Raw genomic sequence first — 19,771 nt, forward strand, 5'->3', positions numbered from 1 at the left:
GCTGGTGGATCGCTGCCGTCATTGAACCGTTATCCCCAACTCAACGCCTGAGATGCCGGCAAAACCGCCACTGCCCGCGCCAAGGACAGGGCCCCGACGCAGACGCCCTCAGGCCGGGGGCGGGCCGAACAGCGTGAGCTGGGCGGCGAACCGCCCTGCTGCGGCCGCGGCCAGGAAGTAGGCGCGGTCCTCGGCCAGGCCGCGGCCCATCGTCGACAGTCGCACCGGCGAGGCGGCCAGCGCGTCCTCCAACCCGAGCGAGTCCACCCACTCCACCGGGTTGCGCTCCGGCTGTCCGGCCAGGTCCTCCTCGACCTGGGTGCCCAGCTCCGACCCCAGCCCGCGGGGCGCGACCAGGACGACGCCCCCCATCGCGACCCGGCCGAAGGCGGTCAGCGAGTGGTGCGAGACGCCCCGGTGCCGGGGGCGCGGGTCGGCGTCGGAGATGCGCAGGGCGCCGACGGCCCGCCCACCGAGCACGTGCACGGCGTTGCAGGCCTCGCCCGCCGCGACCCCGGAGAAGCCCCACGGCGTCCCGGTGCCCAGGTTGCCCGGCCCCTGGGTGACGATCGTGACGTCGGCCCGGAGCACGTGCCGGGCGGCCAGCAGCCCGGTGTGCACCGTGACGGCCTCCACGTCGCCACCGAACGCCTGCCCGACGGTGACCACCCCGGCCAGCGAGCCGGCCAGGGTGTCCAGGGTCCGGGAGAACGCCGCGGGCAGTGCCCCGCCGTCGGTCATCACGTAGGCCACGCGCAGCGCCGGGTCGGTGACGTGCACGCCGGCCAGCACCGCGGGCAGCGCCGAGTGCAGGTCGGCCACGACCACCGGCATGCCGTCGAGGTCCTCCGCGCCGGCGATGGTGTCGTGGTGCGGCGTCTCCTGCTCGTCGACGCCCTGCACGGTCACCTGCAGCGGCGTGTAGCGGCCCTTCACCAGGTGCCCGGGGCCGGTGGGGTCCGGCGGCAGCCGGTCCGGGACGGCGACGACGAGGGCGTACCCGCCGGTACCCAGCCGCTGCGCCCAGGCCGTGGTGTTCAGCAGCACCTCGTCGTCCACCTGGGGTGACCCGACGAGGGAGGGGTGCGCCAGCGCCTTCAGCGTGCCGTCCCCGGGCACCTCGACGGTCAGCTCCTGCGCGTCGCGCCACGACCGGCCGAGTTCGGTGACCCGGCCGCGGCGCCAGCGGATCCGGGAACCGGGGGCGGGAGACGGTGCATCAGTCACCGGGGGAGGCTAACCAGCGAGCGCGCCGGCCGCCGCGCACTAGCCTGTGCCCGTGGCAGCCAAGCGGGCAGAACGACTGGTGAACCTGGTCATCGCCCTGCTCGGGACCCGGCAGTACGTCTCGGCGGCGAAGATCCGCTCGATCGTCCCCGGGTACGAGCCCGACGACGGCACCGACCGCGCCGACGAGGCGTTCAAACGGATGTTCGAGCGGGACAAGGCCGAGCTGCGCGAGATCGGCGTGCCCCTGGAGACCGGGCGGACCAGCGCCTTCGACACCGAGGACGGCTACCGCATCGCCCGGGCCGACTACGAGCTGCCCGAGATCACCCTCACCGGTGAGGAGGCCGCTGCCGTGGGCCTGGCGCTGCGGCTGTGGCAGTCCGCGCAGCTGGCCGGCGCCGCGCAGAGCGCCCTGGTCAAGCTCCGCGCCGCCGGGGTGGAGGTCGACCAGTCCCGGGGGCTGTCCATCCAGCCGCGCCTGGACGCCGGCGAGCCCGCCTTCGAGCCCTGCTATGCGGCGGCGCGCGACCGCCGGGCGCTCGCCTTCGACTACCGCCGTCCGGACGAGCAGACCGCCAGCCGCCGCCGGGTGCAGCCGTGGGGCCTGGTGGCCTGGCACGGCCGCTGGTACCTGGTCGGCCACGACCTCGACCGGCAGGCAGCCCGCGTCTTCCGGCTCTCCCGGGTCACCGGCACGCCGCGGGCCAGTGGCCCGGCCGGCGCCTTCGAGCCGCCGGCCGACCTCGACCTCGCCTCGGTGGTGGCCGGCTCGGAGCGCCGGGAGGAGCAGCTCGTCGTCGTCCGCGCCCGGCCGGGGACCGCGATCGGCCTGCGCCGGCACGCCACCCCACTGGGTGCCGCGGACGACGGCGACGACCGGCTGGAGCTGCGCACCACCGCGCCCTGGGCGCTGGCCGACCAGCTGGCCGCCTACGGCCCGGACGTGCTCGTCGAGGCGCCGCAGCGGATGCGCGAGGCGGTCGTGGAACGGCTCAGCCGGCTGGCCGCCGCGGGGGAGCGGACATGACGGCGCCCAGCACGGCGGAGCGGATGACCCGGCTGCTGGCGCTGGTGCCCTACCTGACCGCCCGGCCCGACGGCGTCCGGCTGGCCGACGCGGCCGCCGACTTCGGGGTCACCGAGGCCCAGCTGCGCCGCGACCTGGACCTGCTGTGGCTCTGCGGCCTGCCCGGGCACGGCCCGGGCGACCTCATCGACCTGGCCTTCGAGGGCGACCGGGTGCGGATCACCTTCACCGCCGGGATGGTCCGCCCGCTGCGGTTGTCCACCGACGAGGCGGTCGCGCTGATAGTCGCCCTGCGCACGCTGCTGGAGCTGCCCGGGCTGGCCGAGGGCGAGGCGGTGAGCCGGGCGCTGGCCAAGGTCTCGGCGGCCGCCGGGCACCCCGCCGAGGTGCGGGCGCCGGTGGCGGTCAGCGTCGACGCCCGCGCGCAGTCCCTCGCCGTCGTCCGTGACGGGGTGGAGCGGCGCCGCGCCCTGCACCTGCACTACTACGTGCCCAGCCGCGACGAGCGCACCGAGCGCACCGTCGACCCGATGCGGCTGCTGCTGGTCGACGGCCACTGGTACCTGGAGGCGTGGTGCCGGAACGCCGAGGGCGTGCGGCTGTTCCGGCTGGACCGGATCGACGACGTCGCGGTGCTCGAGGAGCCGGCCGCGCCACCACCCCAGGCGCACGAGCGTGACCTGGACGACGGGCTCTACCAGCCCGGCGCGGAGGAGCCGCTGGTCCGGCTGCGGCTGGCCCGCACCGCCCGCTGGGTCGCCGACTACTACCCGGTGGAGGAGCAGACCGAGGTGACCGACCCGCCGGGTGGGCTGGCGGTCACGGTGCGGACGTCGGACCTGGGCTGGGCCCGCCGCCTGGTGGCGTCGCTGGGCGGGGCGGCGACGGTGGACGAGCCGGCCGAGCTCGCCACCCGGGTCGCCGAGGAGGCCCGCGCCGCGCTGGCCCGGTACGCGGACTGACCGGCAGCTCAGCCGAGCCCCTTCCGGGCAGCGCCGGTTAGGCTCGCCCTGTGCTGCTGATCGTGTGGATCGTCGTCCCGGTGCTGGCCCTGCTGGTGCTCGGCGTCCTGGCGTACGGGGTGTTCGGTGCCGCCGGCCGGCTGGACGGCGAGCTGCGGGCGCTGGAGCGCGACGTCCGCCCGGTGCTGGCCGAGGTCCAGGCCTCGGCGGAGAAGGCCGCCGCCCAGCGCGCGGAGCGGTCGGAGACCGACGACTGAACCCGAGATGGACGGCGTGCGTACAGCCGTCCGCAGCCCTGGACCCACGGCGTTCCCGGCGTAGAGTCGGCCCGGCACGTCCGCCACGACTAGGAGGAGTCCGATGAACCTCGGCCCCATGGAGATCGGCCTCATCATCCTGGCCGTCCTGCTGCTCTTCGGTTACAAGAAGCTGCCCGACGCCTCCCGCTCGATGGGGCGCTCGATGCGCATCTTCAAGTCCGAGATGAAGGGCATGAAGGACGACGACGTGCGCGCCAAGGACGAGGCCCGCACGTCCCCGGTCACCGGTGAGATCGTGGCCCCCGCGGTGACCCCGGGTGCCGTCGACTACGAGGCCGAGGCGGCCGCCGCCGAGGCCCGGGCCGCCGAGGCCCGGGCGCGTGCGGAGCAGGTGCGTTCGTCGGCAGCCGCCGACGGCACGCGCTGACCCCCAGCACCGACCGCTGCCGCCCGTGACCCTGGCAGGGCGTGTGCGTGACCGTCGACCGCGGCGTCCCGAACGGGACGCCGCGGCGACCATGAGCCTCATCGGCCATCTCCGCGAACTGCGCAACCGCATCGGCATCGCGCTCTTCTTCGTGCTGATCGGCACCGCGGTGGCGTTCTGGTGGTACGAGCAGGGCCTGGGCCAGTTCATCCGGGCGCCCTACTGCGGGTTGGCCTCGGACGCCCGGGGGCTGCCCAGCCAGCCCGACGGCGACTGCGACCTGCTGGTCATCGACGTCCTCGGCGGTGCGCTGATCCGGCTGAAGATCAGCTTCATCGTCGGGGTGGTGCTGTCCTCGCCGTTCTGGCTGTACCAGGTGTGGGCCTTCCTCACCCCCGGGTTGAAGAAGAGCGAGAAGCGCTACGGCGTCGCGTTCGTCGCGGCGTCCAGCAGCCTGTTCGCCCTGGGGGCCGCACTGGCCTACATCGCCCTGTCCAAGGGCCTGGAGCTGCTGATCGGCCTGGCCGGCGACGGCGTCACCGTCGCGCTGACCGCGCAGGAGTACATCGGCTTCGTCATCTCGCTCCTGGTCGCCTTCGGGGTGAGCTTCGAGCTGCCGCTGATCGCGATGGTCCTGAACCTGATCGGCGTCCTCTCCTACGAGACGCTGTCCAAGAGCCGGCGGTGGATCTACTTCCTCACCATCGTGTTCGCCGCGTTCATCACCCCCACGCAGGACCCGTTCACCATGCTGCTGATGGCCGCGCCGATGTGCGTGCTGTTCGAGATCGCGATCCAGATCGCCCGGTTCGTGGACAAGCGGCGGGCCAAGCGGGAGGCCGCGGAGGGCCTGGCCGGGCTGGACGACGACGAGGCATCCCCGAGCATCGACGCGGCGAGCCCGCTGGACACCACCCCGAGCTCGCTCGACGAGCCGGCGCACCTGCAGCGCTGAGCCGGTCCGGGCGGGCATGACGCGGCCCGAGGTGGCCGTCCTGGTCAACGCCGCCGCCGGGCGGGGCCGCGCAGCCCGGGCCGTTCCCGCCGTCGTGGCAGCGCTGACCGCCGGTGGGGTGCGGCCCCGGTGCTGGCCGCCCGCACCCGGGCGGAGGCGGAACGGCTGGCCACGGTCGCTGCGGGCGACGGGGTCGGGGCGGTGGCCGCCCTCGGTGGCGACGGCACCGCCCACGCCGTCCTCCAGGCCGTGGCCGGAACCGGCACCCCGCTGGCGCTGCTGCCGGCCGGCAGCGGCAACGACCTGGCCACCGCCCTCGGTGTGCCGACCGACCCGGTGCGGGCCGCCGCCGCCCTCGCCGCGGACCTGCACGCCGGCCGCACCCGGCAGCTCGACGCCGCGCGCACCGGCGAGCGGTGGTGGGCCACCGTGCTGTGCTGCGGCTTCGACTCGGCGGTCACCGAGCGAGCGCACCGGCTGCGCTGGCCACGCGGCCCCCGCCGCTACGACGTCGCGATCCTGCTCGAGCTCGCCCAGCTGCGGCCCCGCGCGGTCACGCTCACCGTCGACGGCGCCGTCCGCCAGCAGGAGGTGACCCTGGTCGCGGTCGGCAACACCCCCTGGTACGGCGGCGGGCTGCGGATCGCCCCCGGCGCGGACCCGGCCGACGGGCTGCTGGAGGTCGTCGTCATCGGGCCGGTCAGCCGCCGGGAGCTGGTGCGCACCCGCCCTCGGCTGGCCGCCGGCAGCCACGTCGGCCACCCCGCGGTCACCGTGCTGCGCGGCCGGGAGATCGGCCTCACCGGCGCCGGCCTCACCACCTGGGCCGACGGCGAGCCGATCTGCGCGCTCCCGGCCACGACCGTCTGCGTACCCGGCGCCCTCACCGTCTTCGGCGCGGCTCCGTACCACCGAAATGGCCATTCTGGTGGTAGGGCGGGGACGACCGGTGGCGCGGAGGGAGAGCGCCTAACGTGGGGGCATGTCCAGCCCGGCTGAGCGTTATGCGGCTGCCCGCCGGCGGAACGCGCACCCCACCCTCTCGGACTTCACCGCCGAACTCGGCTTCTCCCTGGACCCGTTCCAGGTCGAGGCGTGCGAGGCGCTGGAGCAGGGCTCCGGTGTGCTGGTCTGTGCCCCGACCGGCGCCGGCAAGACCGTGGTGGGGGAGTTCGCCGTCCACAAGGCGCTGCAGGAGGGCCGCAAGGCCTTCTACACCACGCCGATCAAGGCGCTGAGCAACCAGAAGTACCGCGACCTCTGCGACCGGTACGGGGCGGCGAAGGTCGGGCTGCTCACCGGGGACAACGCCATCAACGGCGACGCACCGGTGGTCGTGATGACCACCGAGGTGCTCCGCAACATGCTCTACGTCGACTCCCCGGCGCTCACCGACCTCGGCTACGTCGTCATGGACGAGGTGCACTACCTCGCCGACCGGTTCCGCGGCGCGGTGTGGGAGGAGGTGATCATCCACCTCCCCGAGCACGTCCGGCTGGTCTCGCTGTCGGCCACGGTGAGCAACGCCGAGGAGTTCGCCGACTGGCTGGTCACCGTCCGCGGGGACACGGCGGTCGTCGTCAGCGAGGTGCGGCCGATCCCGCTCTGGCAGCACATGCTGGTGGGCGGCCGGGTGTTCGACCTGTTCGCGCTGCGGCCCGCCGCCCACGCGGGGGAGTGGGAGCAGACCCCGCGCGGGCTGTCGACCCGCGAGCGCGGCCGCGCCGTGGTCGACCCCGAGCTGGTCCGGTACGTGCACGAGCAGGAACGCCGGCACGACAGCTGGCCCGGCGGTGGCGGAACCCGCGGCGGGTTCAGCCACAAGCCCCGGTACCGGCCGCCGTCCCGGCCGGAGGTCATCGAGCGGCTGGACCGGGCCGGGCTGCTGCCGGCGATCACCTTCGTCTTCAGTCGCAACGGCTGCGACGCCGCCGTCCACCAGTGCCTGGCCTCGGGGATGCGGCTCACCGACGAGACCGAGCGCCGGGCGATCGCCGAGATCATCGACCGGCGCACCGGGTCGCTGCCCGAGGAGGACCTGCACGTCCTCGGCTTCTGGGAGTGGCGGGAGGGGCTGCTCGCCGGCTTCGCCGCCCACCACGCCGGGCTGGTGCCGGCGTTCAAGGAGACCGTCGAGGAGTGCTTCGTCCGCGGCCTGGCCAAGGCGGTGTTCGCCACCGAGACCCTCGCCCTCGGCATCAACATGCCCGCGCGCACCGTCGTCCTGGAGCGGCTGGTGAAGTGGAACGGCGAGGCCCACGCCGACGTGACGCCGGGGGAGTACACCCAGCTCACCGGCCGGGCCGGCCGGCGCGGCATCGACATCGAGGGGCACGCGGTCGTCGTCTGGGCGCCGGGGGTCGACCCGGCGGCCGTCGCCGGGCTGGCCAGCACCCGCACCTACCCGCTGCGCTCCTCCTTCCGGCCCAGCTACAACATGGCCGTCAACCTGGTCGGCGCCTTCGGCCGGGCGCACGCCCGTGAGCTGCTCGCCTCCTCCTTCGCCCAGTTCCAGGCCGACCGGTCGGTGGTCGGCCTGGCCCGTTCGGCCGCCCGGCACGAGGAGGACGCCGCCCGGCTGCTCAAGGAGATGAACGCCGGGCTCAGCGCCGCGGTGCTGGACGTCGCCGGGTACGCCCGGCTGCGGATGGAGATCTCCGAGCGGGAGAAGGCGCTGTCGCGGGACTCGCAGGCCAAGCGCCGGCTGGAGGCCGCCGAGTCCCTCGCTGCCCTGCGGGCCGGCGACGTCATCCGGGTGCCGAGCGGACGGCGCCAGGGCCTGGCCGTGGTGCTCGACCCCGGGGTCACCGAGCTCACCGACCCCCGGCCGCTGGTGCTCACCGAGGACAAGTGGGCCGGCCGGCTCGGCTCGGTCGACTTCCCGTCGCCGGTCAGCGCCCTGGCCCGGGTCAAGGTGCCGAAGAACTTCAACCACCGCAGCCCGCACGCCCGCCGGGACCTCGCCTCCACCCTGCGCAACGCCCGCGCCGAGAACGGCCTGGGTGCCCGGCGGACCAAGGGGCGGTCCGCGGCCGACGACGACCCGGTGCTCGCCGACCTGCGGCACGCGCTGCGCGCCCACCCGGTGCACGGGCTGCCCGACCGGGAGGAGCGGGTGCGTGCCGCCGACCGCTGGCTGCGCGAGGTGCGGGACGGCGAGCGGCTGCGCCGGCAGATCGCCGACCGCACCAGCTCGCTGACCCAGCAGTTCGACCGCACCTGCGACGTCCTCACCGAGCTGGGCTACCTGCACCCGGCCCCCCCGCAGGACGACGCCCCGCCCGCGGCGGTGGTCACCGAGGCCGGCCGCCGGCTCGGCCGGATCTGGTCGGAGACCGACCTGCTGACCGCCGAGTGCCTGCGGGCCGGTGTGTTCCGCGGGCTCACCCCCGCCGAGCTGGCCGGTTGCGTCTCCGCCCTGGTGTTCGAGGCGCGTCGGGAGAGCGCCGCCCAGCCCTCCGTGCCGGCCGGCAAGGTCGCCGGTGCGCTCGCCGAGATGCGCAGGGTGCACACCGCGCTCACCGACCTCGAGCGCGAGCACGCCGTGCCGGTCACCCGCGACCCGGACCTGGGCTTCGTCTGGGCCGCCTACCGGTGGGCCGACGGCCAGAGCCTGGACCGGGTGCTGGCCGGGGCGCAGCAGGCCGGCACCGAGCTCTCCGGCGGCGACTTCGTCCGCTGGGCGCGGCAGCTGGTCGACCTGCTCGACCAGCTCGCCAAGGTCGCCGACGACCCGCTGGCCGGGATCGCGCGCGCCGCGGTGGGCCGGGTGCGCCGCGGGGTCGTCGCGGTCGCCGTCACCGACTGATCCGCGGCCGGTGGGCCACAATCGGCCGTCCCCGGTGCACCGCACCGGGGAGCCGATCGAGGAGCGACGATGAGCCAGCCGCCGCAGGGCGAGGACCCGCAGTCCCCCTGGGCCCGCCCGGACCGGGAGCCCGGCGGCGCACCCGGTCCCCGGCCGGCGGCAGCGGGGTGGGGCGCCCCACAGGGCGGCTGGGGTCCACCGTCGGGCGGACCGGGGCAGCCACCGCGGTACCAGGGCTGGGGGGAGGCCCCCGGGTACGGCCAGCCCGGCCAGTACGGGCAGCCCGGTGGCTGGGGGCCGCCGTCCGCGCAGTTCGGGTCTCCCGGGGGCTGGGGTCCACCGGCGCAGCCGGCCAGGAGACGGTCCCGGCCGCCGAGGCTGGTGCTGGTCACGCTGGCGGTCCTGCTGGTGGTCGTCGCGCTGACCCTGCCGTCCCCGCTGGGCGCCACCCGGCTCGACCCGGCGGCGGTGGAGCGTGCCGTGGCCGACCAGTTCGAGGACCGGGAGGGCGTCGCCCTCGACCTCAACTGCGAGGACGAGCTCCCGGTCCGCGCCGGCGCCACCTACTCGTGCGCGGGCCGGACCGTCGACGGCGAACCGGTCAGCATCACGATCACGCTGACCGGCGAGGACGGCGACTACACCTGGGTGGCGACCTGACCGGGCCGTTCAGCCCTGCGGCCACCCCAGCGCCGACCCCAGCCGGCGCACCGAGGACTCCAGCCCGTGCGCCTCGGCCAGCGCCGCCAGGGCGTCGGGGTCGGCCGGGCGGCGGGGCAGCTCGCCGTCCACCGGTGGCAGGTCGATGGTGGTGACGACGGCGACCACCTCGGGTGCGGCGTCGAGGTAGTCGGCGGCCGCGTGCAGCATCTTCAGCACCGCCGCGGTCAGCGGTGCCTGGGGGACGGCGGTGCGGGCGGCCGCCTCCCGGATGCCGGCCAGTGACCCGAACTCGTTGATCAGCGCCGCTGCCGTCTTCGCCCCGACGCCGGACACCCCGGGCAGCCCGTCGCTGGGGTCGCCGCGGAGCACCGCGAAGTCGGCGTAGGAGCGGCCGGGGATGCCGTACTTCGCCGCGACGGCCGCCTCGTCGACGAACTCCAGGTCGTTGATGCCGCGGTTGGTGTAGAGCACCCGCACGTCGCGGGCGTCGTCGACCAGCTGGAACAGGTCCCGGTCGCCGGTGACCACGTCGACCGGCCCGCGGGCCCGGGTGGCCAGCGTGCCGATGACGTCGTCGGCCTCGTAGCCGGGGGCGCCGACCCGGGTCAGCCCGGCGGCGGCGAGCACCTCGACCAGCACCGGCACCTGCGGCCCGAGCTCGTCGGGCACCTCCTCACCGCCCTCCTGTGCGACCCGGTGCGCCTTGTAGCTGGGCAGCGCGGCGACCCGGAACGCCGGGCGCCAGTCGTCGTCCCAGCAGGCGACCAGCCGGGTGGGGGAGTGGGCGACGACCAGCCGGGCGGTCATGTCCAGGAAGCCGCGGACGGCGTTGACCGGCCGGCCGTGCGGCCCGGTCACGCTGGTCGGCACCCCGTAGAAGGCACGGAAGTAGAGGCTCGCAGCGTCCAGGAGCATCGTCGTCACGCCGGGCACGGTAACGGTGCGATGACGACGGCCGGGGCTGTCGCTCCCGCTGGTTAGTCTGCGGACGTGGTCGCCGTCTCTCCCTCCTCCCCGCTGGTGTCCATCGACCGGGTGCACGCCGCCCGCGCTCTCGCCGACGAGCTCGACATCGACGTCGTCGTCGTCACGCCCGGCTCCGACCTGCGCTACCTGTGCGGCTACGACGCGCACGCCATGGAGCGGCTGACCGCGCTGGCCGTGCCCCGCCGGGGCGAGCCGCTGCTGGTAGTGCCGCGGCTGGAGGCGCCGATGATCGAGGCCTCCCCGGCCGGGTCGTTGGGCCTGGAGGTGCTGCCCTGGGACGAGACCGACGACTCCTTCGCCCGGCTGGCCGAGGCGGTCACCGCCCGGCTGGGCAGCGCGCCGGTCCGGGTGGCCGTCGGGTCCCGCACCTGGGCCGAGCACGCGCTCGGCATCCAGCGGGCGCTGCCCGGTTCGGCGCTGGAGCTGGCCAGCCCGGTCATCGACCGGCTGCGGATGGTGAAGACGCCGGCCGAGGTCGAGGAGCTGGCGATCGCCGGTGCGGCGATCGACCGGGTGCACGCCCGGATGGGGGAGTGGCTGCGGGTCGGCCGCACCGAGGCCGAGGTCGGCGCGGACGTCGCGGCGGCGATCCTCGCCGAGGGCCACGTCGGCGTCGACTTCACGATCGTCGGCTCGGGCCCCAACGGCGCCAGCCCGCACCACGAGGTCTCCGACCGGGTGGTGGAGGCCGGGGACATGGTCGTCGTGGACATCGGCGGGGAGACGGCGACCGGCTACCGCTCCGACTGCACCCGCACCTATCTGGTCGGCGGGCACGCCGCCCGTGGCCTGACCGAGTGGTTCGCCGTCCTCCAGCGGGCCCAGACGGCGGCCGTCGCCGCGGTGCGCCCGGGGGTCACCTGCGCCCAGATCGACGCCGTCGCCCGCGACGTCATCACCAAGGCCGGCTTGGGTGAGCACTTCATCCACCGCACCGGGCACGGCATCGGGCTGGACACCCACGAGGCGCCCTACGTCGTCGCCGGCAACGACCTGCCGCTGGAGCCGGGGATGGCCTTCTCGGTCGAGCCCGGCATCTACCTGCCCGGGCGCTACGGCGCCCGGATCGAGGACATCGTCGTCTGCACCGACGACGGCGTCCGCAACCTGAACAACGGTCCCCGTGAGCTCGTCGAACTCCCCGGCTGAGCCGGGCGGGCCGCCGGCCACCCAGGACGTCGACCGCGAGCTGCTGAGCGCCCTGGCCCGCGACGGTCGGGCGAGCTTCACCGAACTGGCCGACCGGGTCGGGCTGTCGGTGTCCGCGGTGCACCAGCGGGTCCGCAGGCTGGAACAACGTGGTCTGATCACCGGCTACGCGGCTCAGCTGGACGCCAAGGCGCTCGGGCTGCCGCTCACCGCCTTCGTCTCGATCACCCCGATCGAGGCCGCCCAGCCCGACGACGCGCCGACCCGGCTGGCGCACCTGTCGGCCATCGAGGCCTGCCACTCGGTGGCCGGGGTGGAGAGCTACATCCTCAAGGTGCGGGTGGCCTCGCCCGACGCGCTGGAGGCGTTGCTGCACGAGATCCGGTCGGCGGCCAACGTCACCACCCGGACCACCGTCGTCCTCTCCACCTTCTACGAGGACCGTCCGCCGGTCTGAGGGAGGACCCCTGCCCCTCGCAGGCTCGCAGCGGGCCTGCGAGGGGGCCGGTGGACAGGGCATCGAACATGTGTTCGGATGGTCAGCATGCGGTGGGACGCCCAGCGGCTGGACTTCGACGAGCCCAGCACCCTGCCCGGGCTGCCCGACGTGCGTGGCCTGCTGCGCAGCGTGCAGGTCCCGGAGTTCCCGGGCCTGACGTTCCACGAGGTGCGGGCCAAGAGCGCACTCAACGCGGTACCGAAGGGCTCGGCGATGCCGTTCGGCCACACGATCAACCCCTACCGGGGCTGCTCCCATGCGTGTGTCTACTGCTACTCCCGGGGGACGCACGAGTGGCTGGAGCTGGACAGCGGGGCCGACTTCGACCAGCAGATCGTGGTCAAGACCAACCTCGTCGACGTGCTGCGGCGCGAGCTGGCCCGACCGTCCTGGCAGCGCCAGCACGTGGCGCTGGGCACGAACACCGACCCGTACCAGCGGGCCGAGGGCCGCTACCGGCTGATGCCCGGGATCATCGACGCCCTGGCCCGGTCCGGCACCCCGTTCTCGGTGCTGACCAAGGGCACACTGGCCCGCCGCGACGTCCCCCGGCTGGCCGCCGCGTCCCGCGACGTCCCGGTCGGGATGGGGGTGTCGATGGCCATCTGGGACGACGACCTGCACGCCGCCCTGGAGCCCGGCGTCCCCACGCCCCGTGCGCGGCTGGACCTGGTCCGGGCGATCACCGACGCCGGGCTGCCCTGCGGGGTCTTCCTGGCCCCGGTGCTGCCCGGCCTCACCGACCGGATGGAGCACCTGGAGGCGGCGATCGGCGCCATCGCCGCGGCCGGGGCCACCGGGGTCACCGTGCTGCCGCTGCACCTGCGCCCGGGCGCCCGGGAGTGGTTCACCGCCTGGCTGTCCCGGGAGCACCCCGGCCTGGTCGGCCGGTACCGCCAGCTGTACGGCCGCGGCGCCTACGTGCCGGCCGAGTACCGCAGCTGGCTCGCCGGCCGGGTGGCCCCGGTGTTGGCCCGGTACGGCCTGGACCGGCAGAGCGGGGGAGTGGCGCGCGGCGTCGACGCCGGCAGCAGCCTCGGCCTGCCCGGCGACGAGTCGGTGGGCTTCCCCGCCGGCAGTCTGCCCACCCGACGGCCGGAGGTCGCGCCGATCGACGAGGCGCCCGAGCAGTTGACGCTGTGCTGAACCCGGCGTCGGACTGACACGGGGGAGGGAGCCGGGGTCAGCCGGCCAGCCGGGCGCGACGGCCCACGGTGCGCAACGCCCGCACGGCGCCGCGGGGGCCCACCGGCGGCGCACCACCGGCCAGCGCCAGCCGACGGTAGGAGTCGTAGGAGAGCGTCAGGTAGTCCGCCGCCAGCTCCTCGACCTCCGCACGGCGGCTGGGCGGGGCCGTGGCGCGCATCGCCGTCGCGGTGCGCACGGCGTGCTTGGCGAACGTCACCTGCAGCGCCTGCGTGGACAGCTGCCCACCGACGTGCGAGTTCGGCCCCGGGCCCCGCCGCAGCGCCGGCAGCACCCACGGGCTCGCCGCCAGGCCGGGGAACCGGCTGCGGACCTCCTCCCAGGCGTGCCAGGCGGTCAGCGCCCCGGGCACCGACCACTCGCCGTCCTCGGTGGCCACGACGAGGCGGCGTCCGGTCGCCTGCACCTGGTCCCGGCGCAACCCCTGGAACTGGCCCACCGTCGCCGGCCAGCCCAGCGCGAGCGCGCACCACGCGACCGAGCGCAGGTGCTCCGGCGCCTCGCTGCGCACCCGGGTCAGCTCCCGCAGGTCGAGGGTCACCGGATCGGGCTCGGGGGTGGTGGCCCGCGGCACCCCGACCCCGCCGTAGCGAGCGACCTTGCTGTACAGGGCGACGGTGGCCGGCTTCCAGTCGCGGGCCGCGACCAGCGGCTCCAAGCCGGTCTCGGCGAGCGCGTCCGGCCCCAGCCCCTGCTCGAGGGCCGCCTCGACCAGTCGCCGCCACTGCGGTTCGTACCCCGGCGGCACGGGCAGCCGGGCCCAGGCGCGGGCCGGCGGAGGGGCAGGCATGTCGGGCAGCGGCGGCTGCCATGCACCTGGCATGTCAGCACACTACCGTTATCCCCAACAGTGTCGCGACAAATCGTTGTCGTCACCTGCCGAAGACGACCACCGTGCCCTCCGGACACGGATCAGCAACGCCGCCGCCCTGGCTGGGCCCAGCGAGCACGACGACCGGGATGCCCGTGATCATGGGTCGGTGCGCACCGTCGGAGTCGAGGAAGAGCTGTTGGTCGTCGATCCGGCGGGGGTGCCGGTGCCGCTGGCCCCGGAGGCGCTGGAGGTGGCCGCCCGCCGCGGTGAGGGAGAGACGGTCGGAGAGCACGACCGCGCCCAGCAGTCCGATGCGGCGCCCGACACCGACGCCGCCGGGGCCCCGGCCGGTCCACGCCTGGTGCCCGAGCTGAAGGAGCAGCAGATCGAGCTGGGCACCCGGGTCTGCCGGGAGCTCGACGAGGTGGCCACGGAGCTGCGGCACTGGCGTTCCCGGGCCGATGCGGCCGCCGCGACCGTGGGCGCCCGGGTGGCGGCCCTGGCCAGCTCACCGGTGGCCGTGGAACCGGAGACGACGCCGGGGGAGCGGTACGCGCAGATGGTCGAGGTCTTCGGCCTCACCGCCGCCGAGGTGCTCACCTGCGGCTGCCACGTGCACGTCTCCGTCGACGACGACGAGGAGGGGGTCGCCGTCCTCGACCGCATCCGGGTGTGGCTGCCGGTGCTGACCGCGCTGACCACCAACTCGCCGTTCTGGTCCGGGCGCGACACCGGCTACGCGAGCTTCCGCTCCCAGGTCTGGAACCGGTGGCCCTCCGCCGGCCCGAACGCCGTGTTCGGCACCCCGGCCCGGTACCACCAGCTGATCGCCGAGCTGGTCGCGACCGAGACGGTGCTCGACGAGGGGATGGTCTACTTCGACGCCCGCCTCTCGGCCACCTGGCCGATGGTGGAGGTGCGGGTGTCCGACGTCGCGCTGCGGGTGGAGGACGCCGTCCTGCTGGCCGGGCTGGTGCGCGGCCTGGTCGAGACCGCGGCCCGGGAGTGGCGGTCCGGCGTCCCGGCGCCGGAGGTGCGGACCGAGGTGCTCCGCGTCGCCGGCTGGCGGGCCGGCCGCTCCGGCCTGACCGGGGACCTGGTCGACCCGCGGACCGGTCAGCCGGCCCCGGCCGCCGACGTGGTCACCGCCCTGGTCGAGCACGTGCGCCCGGCCCTGGGTGACAGTGGCGACACCGAGCGGGTCGAGGCGGGCATCGCCGACCTCCTGCGCCGCGGCACCGGGGCGATCCTGCAGCGCGAGGTCTTCGACGAGACCGGCGACCCGGCCGCCGTCGTCCGGGCCGCGGTCGCCGCCACCCACGGCGACTGAGGCCGGAGCGCCGCTCTCGGACCCGGGTTGGTTAGGGTCCGCCCATGTACACGGCCAGCTGGGGCGACGTCGCCCGCCGGGACCTGTTCGGGCCGAAGCCGGACCCTCGGGACCGCCCCTACCGGTCGGTGATCCGGATCGTGCTGGTCGTCTTCCGGCTGTTCCGCTTCCGGTTCGACATCCGCGGGGCCGAGCACGTCCCGGCCACCGGTGGCGCGGTCATCTGCAGCAACCACGTCTCCTACTTCGACTTCACCTACCTCGGGCTCGCCGCGCTGCCGCAGCACCGGCTGGTGCGGTTCATGGCGAAGGCCGCGATCTTCGGGCACTGGTTCGCCGGGCCCTTCATGCGCGCCATGCAGCACATCCCGGTCGACCGCAAGGCCGGTGCCTCGGCGTTCGACGCCGCCGTCCGGGCGCTCAAGGACGGCCACCTGGTCGGGATCTTCCCCGAGGCGACGATCAGCACCTCGTTCACCGTCAAGGACGTCAAGGCCGGGGCAGCCCGGATGGCAGTCGAGGCCGGGGTGCCGATCATCCCCGCCGCCGTCTGGGGTGGGCAGCGCATCGCCACCAAGGCACACAAGGTGGTGCTGCGCCGGGACGTGCCGGTGACGGTGATCATCGGCGAGCCGATCGTCCCCGAGCCGGGGGAGAAGCCGCAGGCCCTGCTCCGTCGCACCAAGGCGGCGATGGTCGAGCTGCTGGACGAGGCGCAGCGCACCTACCCGGACCAGCCGGCCGGGGACGGCGACCGCTGGTGGCAGCCGGCCCACCTGGGCGGCAGCGCGCCGACCCCGGAGGTGGCCGCGATCAACGACGCCGACTACGCCGCCGGCAACCGGACGCGGGTCAAGGCCCCGCACCCGCTGGCCCGGGCCAAGGCGCTGCTGGGTCGCGTCCGCCGCTGACCCTCAGCGCACCCGCGCGCCGAAGTCGTCGGCGGTGAGCGGGGCGACCATCTCCCGTTCGTAGCTGCGGTGCCACCAGGCACCGGTCTCCCGCCGTTCCTGGCGGGTGGTGAACCGGTAGCGGTAGACGAGGACCCGCACCGCGGCGGGGCGGTCGGTGCCGAAGGGCGCCGAGCGCAGCAGCCGCAGGGTGGCCGGGTCGGCGTCCAGCAGCTTGCCGAGGAAGGGCAGCAGCCAGGCCCGGCCGTAGGCCGGCGAGAGGGCTACGAACCACATCAGCCAGTCCAGCCGCAGGTGGTAGGGGGCCCACTGGGGCGGACGGCGGTGGACGTCGCCGGGCTTGCCGCGGAACTCGTACTCCCGCCACACGGCGTCCGGCCCGGTGCCGTCGGTGGCCTCCACGACCAGCTCCCGGCGCACCTTGGTCACCGAGCCGAAGGCGCCGTAGCTGTTCACCAGCCGCAGCGGGTCGAAGCTGGTGTTCATCCGCTGCCCCGGGGACAGCATGTTCCGCACCGGCGCCACGCTGAGGACGGCGACCAGCAGCGCCAGCCCGATCCCCACGCCGACGAACCAGGTGGGGGAGGAGAGCTCGTCGGGGCGGTCGACGGGCAGCACGGCGGCCAGCCAGCGCCCGTCGACCACCGACAGGGCCAGCACCAGGGTCAGCGCGTTCAGCCAGGCGAAGTTGCCGCTGATCAGCAGGTACCCCTGGGTGACCACGATGACCAAGGCCGCCGCGCCGGCGATCGGCTGTGGCGCCAGCAGACCGAACACGACGACCAGCTGGGTGACGTGGTTGGCCAGCGTCTCCACCCGGTGCAGCCGGGGGCTGAGCCGGTGGAACCACCAGCTCAGCGGGTTGGGCATCGGCTGGGTCTCGTGGTGCCAGTTCAGGCAGGTCAGCTCCCGCCAGCAACGGTCACCGCGCATCTTGATCAACCCGGCGCCGAACTCCAGCCGGAACAGCAGCCAGCGCAGCAGCCACATGCCCAGCACGGGTGGTGCGACGTGCGCCGGGCCGAGGAAGACGGCGAGGAACCCGGCCTCCAGCAGCAGCGACTCCCAGCCGAAGCCGTACCAGATCTGCCCGACGTTCACGATCGACAGGTAGAGCGTCCAGAGCACCGCCCACAGCGCCATCCAGCCGGCCAGCGGCAACCGGTCGGCCAGCCCGCCGAGAGCGGCGGCGGAGAGCGCGATGCCGGTCCAACAGCAGCCGGCGAAGAACCGGTCGGACCAGTGCAGGTGGAACAGGCTCGGCGCGCGCTTCCAGGAGGCCCGCTCCAGGTACCGGGGGGCCGGCGTCAGGCCGTGGGTGCCGAGCAGCGCGCGCCCCTGGTGCAGGGCCGCGACGAACGCGATCAGGTAGACCAGCGCGAGTCCCCGGGTGAACACCCAGCGGCCCATCCAGGCGCCCGGGTCGGCGAACCAGTCCACGGTGGCCTCCGCTCACTTCGCCGGGGCCTCGAGCCGGAACGCCTCCAGCTCGGTGCCGTACCAGCGGGTGGTGCGGCCCAACGCCTGCATGCCCAGCTTCTGGCAGACCCGCAGCGAGGCCTCGTTGCCCGGCCGGACGACGGCGTAGACCTCGAGCAGCCCGTCGTCGAACGCCCGGTCGACGACCGCCCGGGCCGCTTCGGTGGCGTAGCCGAGCCGCCAGCTGTCCGGGTGCAGGTGCCAGCCGACCTCGACCTCACCGACGCCGTGGGGGAGGGGCTTGAGCAGCACCGTGCCCGCCGGTGGGCCCCCGCTGCGCGGCTCGATCGCCCAGCACCCGTGCGCCGGGTCCAGCTGGTGCACCAGCCGCCAGCGCTCGACGAGCTCAGCGGGCGACACCGTGGGTGCACCGCCCAGCCAGCGGGTCACCTCGTCCCGGCTGTACAGGTCGGCGAGGCGGGCGAGGTCGGCGTCGTCCGTCGTCCACGCCCGCAGCCGCAGCCGGTCGGTGCACAGCAGTTCCACCCGGAGGTGCCTACCGCCGTCCGCCCGGTCGAAACCCCGCCGCCCGCCCAGCAGTGATCAGGTCCCCTGATCGAAGACTGTCCCCCCGCACCAACGCTGGTGAGGGAGGACAGCCGGTGATCAGGTCACCTGATCACCGTCGGTGGAGCGGGAGGGGGCGGTGACCGGGGCGTCAGCCGCCGACGGGGGTGAGCTGACGGTCGCGCTGGGCGGCCCACCAGGCGCGGCCCTCAGCGGGCAGGCCGGCGATCGGGTCGTAGTAGGCGTAGCGGCGGTCGAGCGCATCGGCGTCGGTGCGCTCGATGCCGGTGCGGTAGTTCTTCGTCCAGTAGGAGATGCCGCGCTCGCGGTCGTACTCGGCGACCTGGTGCACCCAGCGCTTGCCGACGTAGGGCACGTCGCACACGATCCGCGGCGTCGCGAAGCCCGGCAGGTAGCCCATGACGTCGTGCTGCAGGGTCTGCGCGGTGCCCAGCGAGACCCGCCAGTGCTCGGCGCTGGGGATCATGTCGCACATGTAGAAGTAGTAGGGCGTGATGGAGGCGCCGTCGAGCAGCGCGAAACACAGGTCCAGCAGCTGCCCGGCGGTGGCGTTCACCCCGGCCAGCAGCACGCCCTGGTTCCGCACGTCGCGCACGCCGGCCGCCAGCAGCGCCCGGGTGGCCTCGGCGACCAGCGGGGTCACCGACTGGGCGGCGTTGACGTGGGTGTGCACCGCCAGCGAGACGCCGCGTGCCCGTGCGGTGGCCGCCAGCCGGCCCATCCCGTCGACGACCTCGGGCTGCAGCCAGTGCTGGGGGAGGCCCATCAGCGCCTTGGAGGCGAGCCGGACGTCGCGGATCGAGTCGATCTCCAGCAGCCCCTCGACGAACGCGGCGAGGTTCTTGAACGGCAGGTTGGCGACGTCGCCACCGGAGACGACGACGTCCCGGACGCCGGGGGTGCGGCGCAGGTAGGCCAGCATCTCGGCCTGCCGGTCGACCGGCTTGAGGTCGAACCGCAGCTTGTCCACCGCCGGGGTGGAGTTGCCGACCAGGTCCATCCGGGTGCAGTGCCCGCAGTACTGCGGGCAGGTGGACAGCAGCTCGGCCAGCACCTTGGTCGGGTAGCGGTGGGTGAGGCCCTCGACGGCCCACATCTCGTGCTCGTGCAGCGAGTCGCGGGCCGCGTGCGGGTGGCTCGCCTCGTCGCCGGGCAGCCGGTCGGAGGCGACCGGCAGCATGTAGCGACGCACCGGGTCGGCGAGCATCGCGGCGGTCGAGGGCAGCGCCGCGGGCACCATCGTGTTGAGCATCTGCGGCGGCAGCAGCAGCGACATCGTCGCCCGCCCGGCCTGGTCGGCCTCGACGTCGGCGTAGAACGACTCGTCCAGCAGGTCGCCGTACACACCGCGCAGCTGGCGCACGTTCTTCACGCAGTGCGCACGCTGCCACTGTGCGCTGCGCCAGTCCTCGTCGGTGACCTCGGCGAAGCCGGGCAACCGCCGCCAGTCGGGCTCGATGAGCTCACGGGCGGTGTACTCGTAGGGCTGCTCCAGCACCGGAACTCCTGTCCGCGCGACGTCTTCGACTCCGACAC

Annotated in this window: 19 protein-coding genes; 13 read left to right on the forward strand and 6 right to left on the reverse strand. The window is 74.7% G+C overall.

What is annotated here, in order from left to right:
* Window positions 1-108: 108 nt before the first annotated feature.
* Window positions 109-1,227 (reverse strand): DUF3866 family protein, encoded by a 1,119-nt coding sequence (locus G5C62_RS05215; RefSeq protein WP_164700162.1) that lies wholly within the window; start codon window positions 1,225-1,227, stop codon window positions 109-111.
* 52 nt (window positions 1,228-1,279) lie between these two features.
* Here G5C62_RS05215 and G5C62_RS05220 point away from each other — a divergent pair, with 52 nt between their 5' ends.
* From G5C62_RS05220 to G5C62_RS28640, 8 genes are all read left to right on the forward strand, one after another.
* Window positions 1,280-2,257, forward strand: coding sequence for a YafY family protein (locus tag G5C62_RS05220; RefSeq protein WP_164700163.1), 978 nt, complete (start codon window positions 1,280-1,282; stop codon window positions 2,255-2,257).
* Entirely contained in the window at window positions 2,254-3,219 is a 966-nt protein-coding gene (locus G5C62_RS05225) for a YafY family protein (RefSeq protein WP_164700164.1), read from the forward strand. The genes G5C62_RS05220 and G5C62_RS05225 overlap by 4 nt, the downstream gene beginning before the upstream one ends.
* Before the next feature lie 50 nt (window positions 3,220-3,269).
* Entirely contained in the window at window positions 3,270-3,476 is a 207-nt protein-coding gene (locus G5C62_RS05230; protein WP_036332668.1) for a hypothetical protein, read from the forward strand.
* Between the two features lie 103 nt (window positions 3,477-3,579).
* Complete coding sequence (gene tatA, locus G5C62_RS05235; RefSeq protein WP_036332666.1) at window positions 3,580-3,906, forward strand: Sec-independent protein translocase subunit TatA; 327 nt, start codon at window positions 3,580-3,582, stop codon at window positions 3,904-3,906.
* Between the two features lie 91 nt (window positions 3,907-3,997).
* The gene (tatC, locus tag G5C62_RS05240; RefSeq protein ID WP_164700165.1) at window positions 3,998-4,861 is read left to right on the forward strand and encodes a twin-arginine translocase subunit TatC; all 864 of its coding nucleotides are present in this window, start codon (window positions 3,998-4,000) and stop codon (window positions 4,859-4,861) included.
* Window positions 4,862-4,990: 129 nt separating this feature from the next.
* The gene (locus G5C62_RS05245) at window positions 4,991-5,860 is read left to right on the forward strand and encodes a diacylglycerol kinase family protein (protein WP_241175710.1); all 870 of its coding nucleotides are present in this window, start codon (window positions 4,991-4,993) and stop codon (window positions 5,858-5,860) included.
* On the forward strand, window positions 5,844-8,669 hold the full coding sequence (locus G5C62_RS05250) for an RNA helicase (RefSeq protein WP_164700166.1): 2,826 nt from the start codon (window positions 5,844-5,846) through the stop codon (window positions 8,667-8,669). The genes G5C62_RS05245 and G5C62_RS05250 overlap by 17 nt, the downstream gene beginning before the upstream one ends.
* A gap of 69 nt (window positions 8,670-8,738) precedes the next feature.
* Window positions 8,739-9,329, forward strand: a complete 591-nt coding sequence (locus tag G5C62_RS28640; protein WP_164700167.1) for a DUF4333 domain-containing protein — start codon at window positions 8,739-8,741, stop codon at window positions 9,327-9,329.
* 9 nt (window positions 9,330-9,338) lie between these two features.
* Here G5C62_RS28640 and G5C62_RS05260 read toward each other — a convergent pair whose 3' ends face one another.
* A complete protein-coding gene (locus G5C62_RS05260; protein WP_164700192.1) occupies window positions 9,339-10,247 on the reverse strand; it encodes a 5'-3' exonuclease in 909 nt (302 codons plus the stop codon).
* A 75-nt stretch (window positions 10,248-10,322) separates the two neighbouring features.
* Here G5C62_RS05260 and G5C62_RS05265 point away from each other — a divergent pair, with 75 nt between their 5' ends.
* The 3 genes from G5C62_RS05265 to G5C62_RS05275 all read left to right on the forward strand — a co-directional run bounded on the left by G5C62_RS05265 (window position 10,323) and on the right by G5C62_RS05275 (window position 13,113).
* Window positions 10,323-11,468, forward strand: a complete 1,146-nt coding sequence (locus G5C62_RS05265; protein WP_241175711.1) for a Xaa-Pro peptidase family protein — start codon at window positions 10,323-10,325, stop codon at window positions 11,466-11,468.
* Window positions 11,443-11,925, forward strand: a complete 483-nt coding sequence (locus G5C62_RS05270; protein WP_052090455.1) for an Lrp/AsnC family transcriptional regulator — start codon at window positions 11,443-11,445, stop codon at window positions 11,923-11,925. The genes G5C62_RS05265 and G5C62_RS05270 overlap by 26 nt, the downstream gene beginning before the upstream one ends.
* Before the next feature lie 78 nt (window positions 11,926-12,003).
* Entirely contained in the window at window positions 12,004-13,113 is a 1,110-nt protein-coding gene (locus G5C62_RS05275) for an Rv2578c family radical SAM protein (protein ID WP_241175712.1), read from the forward strand.
* 37 nt (window positions 13,114-13,150) lie between these two features.
* On the opposite strand, the gene G5C62_RS05280 is transcribed toward G5C62_RS05275, so the two are convergent.
* A complete protein-coding gene (locus G5C62_RS05280) occupies window positions 13,151-13,996 on the reverse strand; it encodes a hypothetical protein (RefSeq protein ID WP_164700168.1) in 846 nt (281 codons plus the stop codon).
* Between the two features lie 157 nt (window positions 13,997-14,153).
* On the opposite strand from G5C62_RS05280, the gene G5C62_RS05285 reads away from it, so the two are divergent.
* Both G5C62_RS05285 and G5C62_RS05290 read left to right on the forward strand, forming a co-directional pair.
* Window positions 14,154-15,317: a glutamate--cysteine ligase gene (locus G5C62_RS05285; protein ID WP_164700169.1), complete on the forward strand. Its 1,164-nt coding sequence runs from the start codon at window positions 14,154-14,156 to the stop codon at window positions 15,315-15,317.
* A gap of 44 nt (window positions 15,318-15,361) precedes the next feature.
* Complete coding sequence (locus G5C62_RS05290) at window positions 15,362-16,228, forward strand: 1-acyl-sn-glycerol-3-phosphate acyltransferase (RefSeq protein WP_164700170.1); 867 nt, start codon at window positions 15,362-15,364, stop codon at window positions 16,226-16,228.
* A gap of 3 nt (window positions 16,229-16,231) precedes the next feature.
* On the opposite strand, the gene G5C62_RS05295 is transcribed toward G5C62_RS05290, so the two are convergent.
* From G5C62_RS05295 to G5C62_RS05305, 3 genes are all read right to left on the reverse strand, one after another.
* The gene (locus G5C62_RS05295) at window positions 16,232-17,668 is read right to left on the reverse strand and encodes a lipase maturation factor family protein (protein ID WP_164700171.1); all 1,437 of its coding nucleotides are present in this window, start codon (window positions 17,666-17,668) and stop codon (window positions 16,232-16,234) included.
* A 12-nt stretch (window positions 17,669-17,680) separates the two neighbouring features.
* Window positions 17,681-18,193, reverse strand: coding sequence for a GNAT family N-acetyltransferase (locus tag G5C62_RS05300; RefSeq protein ID WP_164700172.1), 513 nt, complete (start codon window positions 18,191-18,193; stop codon window positions 17,681-17,683).
* Between the two features lie 172 nt (window positions 18,194-18,365).
* Window positions 18,366-19,733, reverse strand: coding sequence for a KamA family radical SAM protein (locus tag G5C62_RS05305; RefSeq protein WP_164700173.1), 1,368 nt, complete (start codon window positions 19,731-19,733; stop codon window positions 18,366-18,368).
* Window positions 19,734-19,771: the final 38 nt, after the last annotated feature.

The organism is Modestobacter sp. KNN46-3 (genome assembly GCF_011039295.1).

Excerpts from the sequence above, each read along its gene's own strand:
- G5C62_RS05250 (WP_164700166.1), top strand. The coding sequence starts at position 5,844 with ATGTCCAGCCCGGCTGAGCGTTATGCGGCTGCCCGCCGGCGGAACGCG.
- G5C62_RS05275 (WP_241175712.1), top strand. The coding sequence starts at position 12,004 with ATGGTCAGCATGCGGTGGGACGCCCAGCGGCTGGACTTCGACGAGCCC.
- G5C62_RS05260 (WP_164700192.1), bottom strand. The coding sequence starts at position 10,247 with ATGCTCCTGGACGCTGCGAGCCTCTACTTCCGTGCCTTCTACGGGGTG.
- G5C62_RS05225 (WP_164700164.1), top strand. The coding sequence starts at position 2,254 with ATGACGGCGCCCAGCACGGCGGAGCGGATGACCCGGCTGCTGGCGCTG.
- G5C62_RS05280 (WP_164700168.1), bottom strand. The coding sequence starts at position 13,996 with ATGCCAGGTGCATGGCAGCCGCCGCTGCCCGACATGCCTGCCCCTCCG.
- G5C62_RS28640 (WP_164700167.1), top strand. The coding sequence starts at position 8,739 with ATGAGCCAGCCGCCGCAGGGCGAGGACCCGCAGTCCCCCTGGGCCCGC.
- tatC (WP_164700165.1), top strand. The coding sequence starts at position 3,998 with ATGAGCCTCATCGGCCATCTCCGCGAACTGCGCAACCGCATCGGCATC.
- G5C62_RS05290 (WP_164700170.1), top strand. The coding sequence starts at position 15,362 with ATGTACACGGCCAGCTGGGGCGACGTCGCCCGCCGGGACCTGTTCGGG.
- tatA (WP_036332666.1), top strand. The coding sequence starts at position 3,580 with ATGAACCTCGGCCCCATGGAGATCGGCCTCATCATCCTGGCCGTCCTG.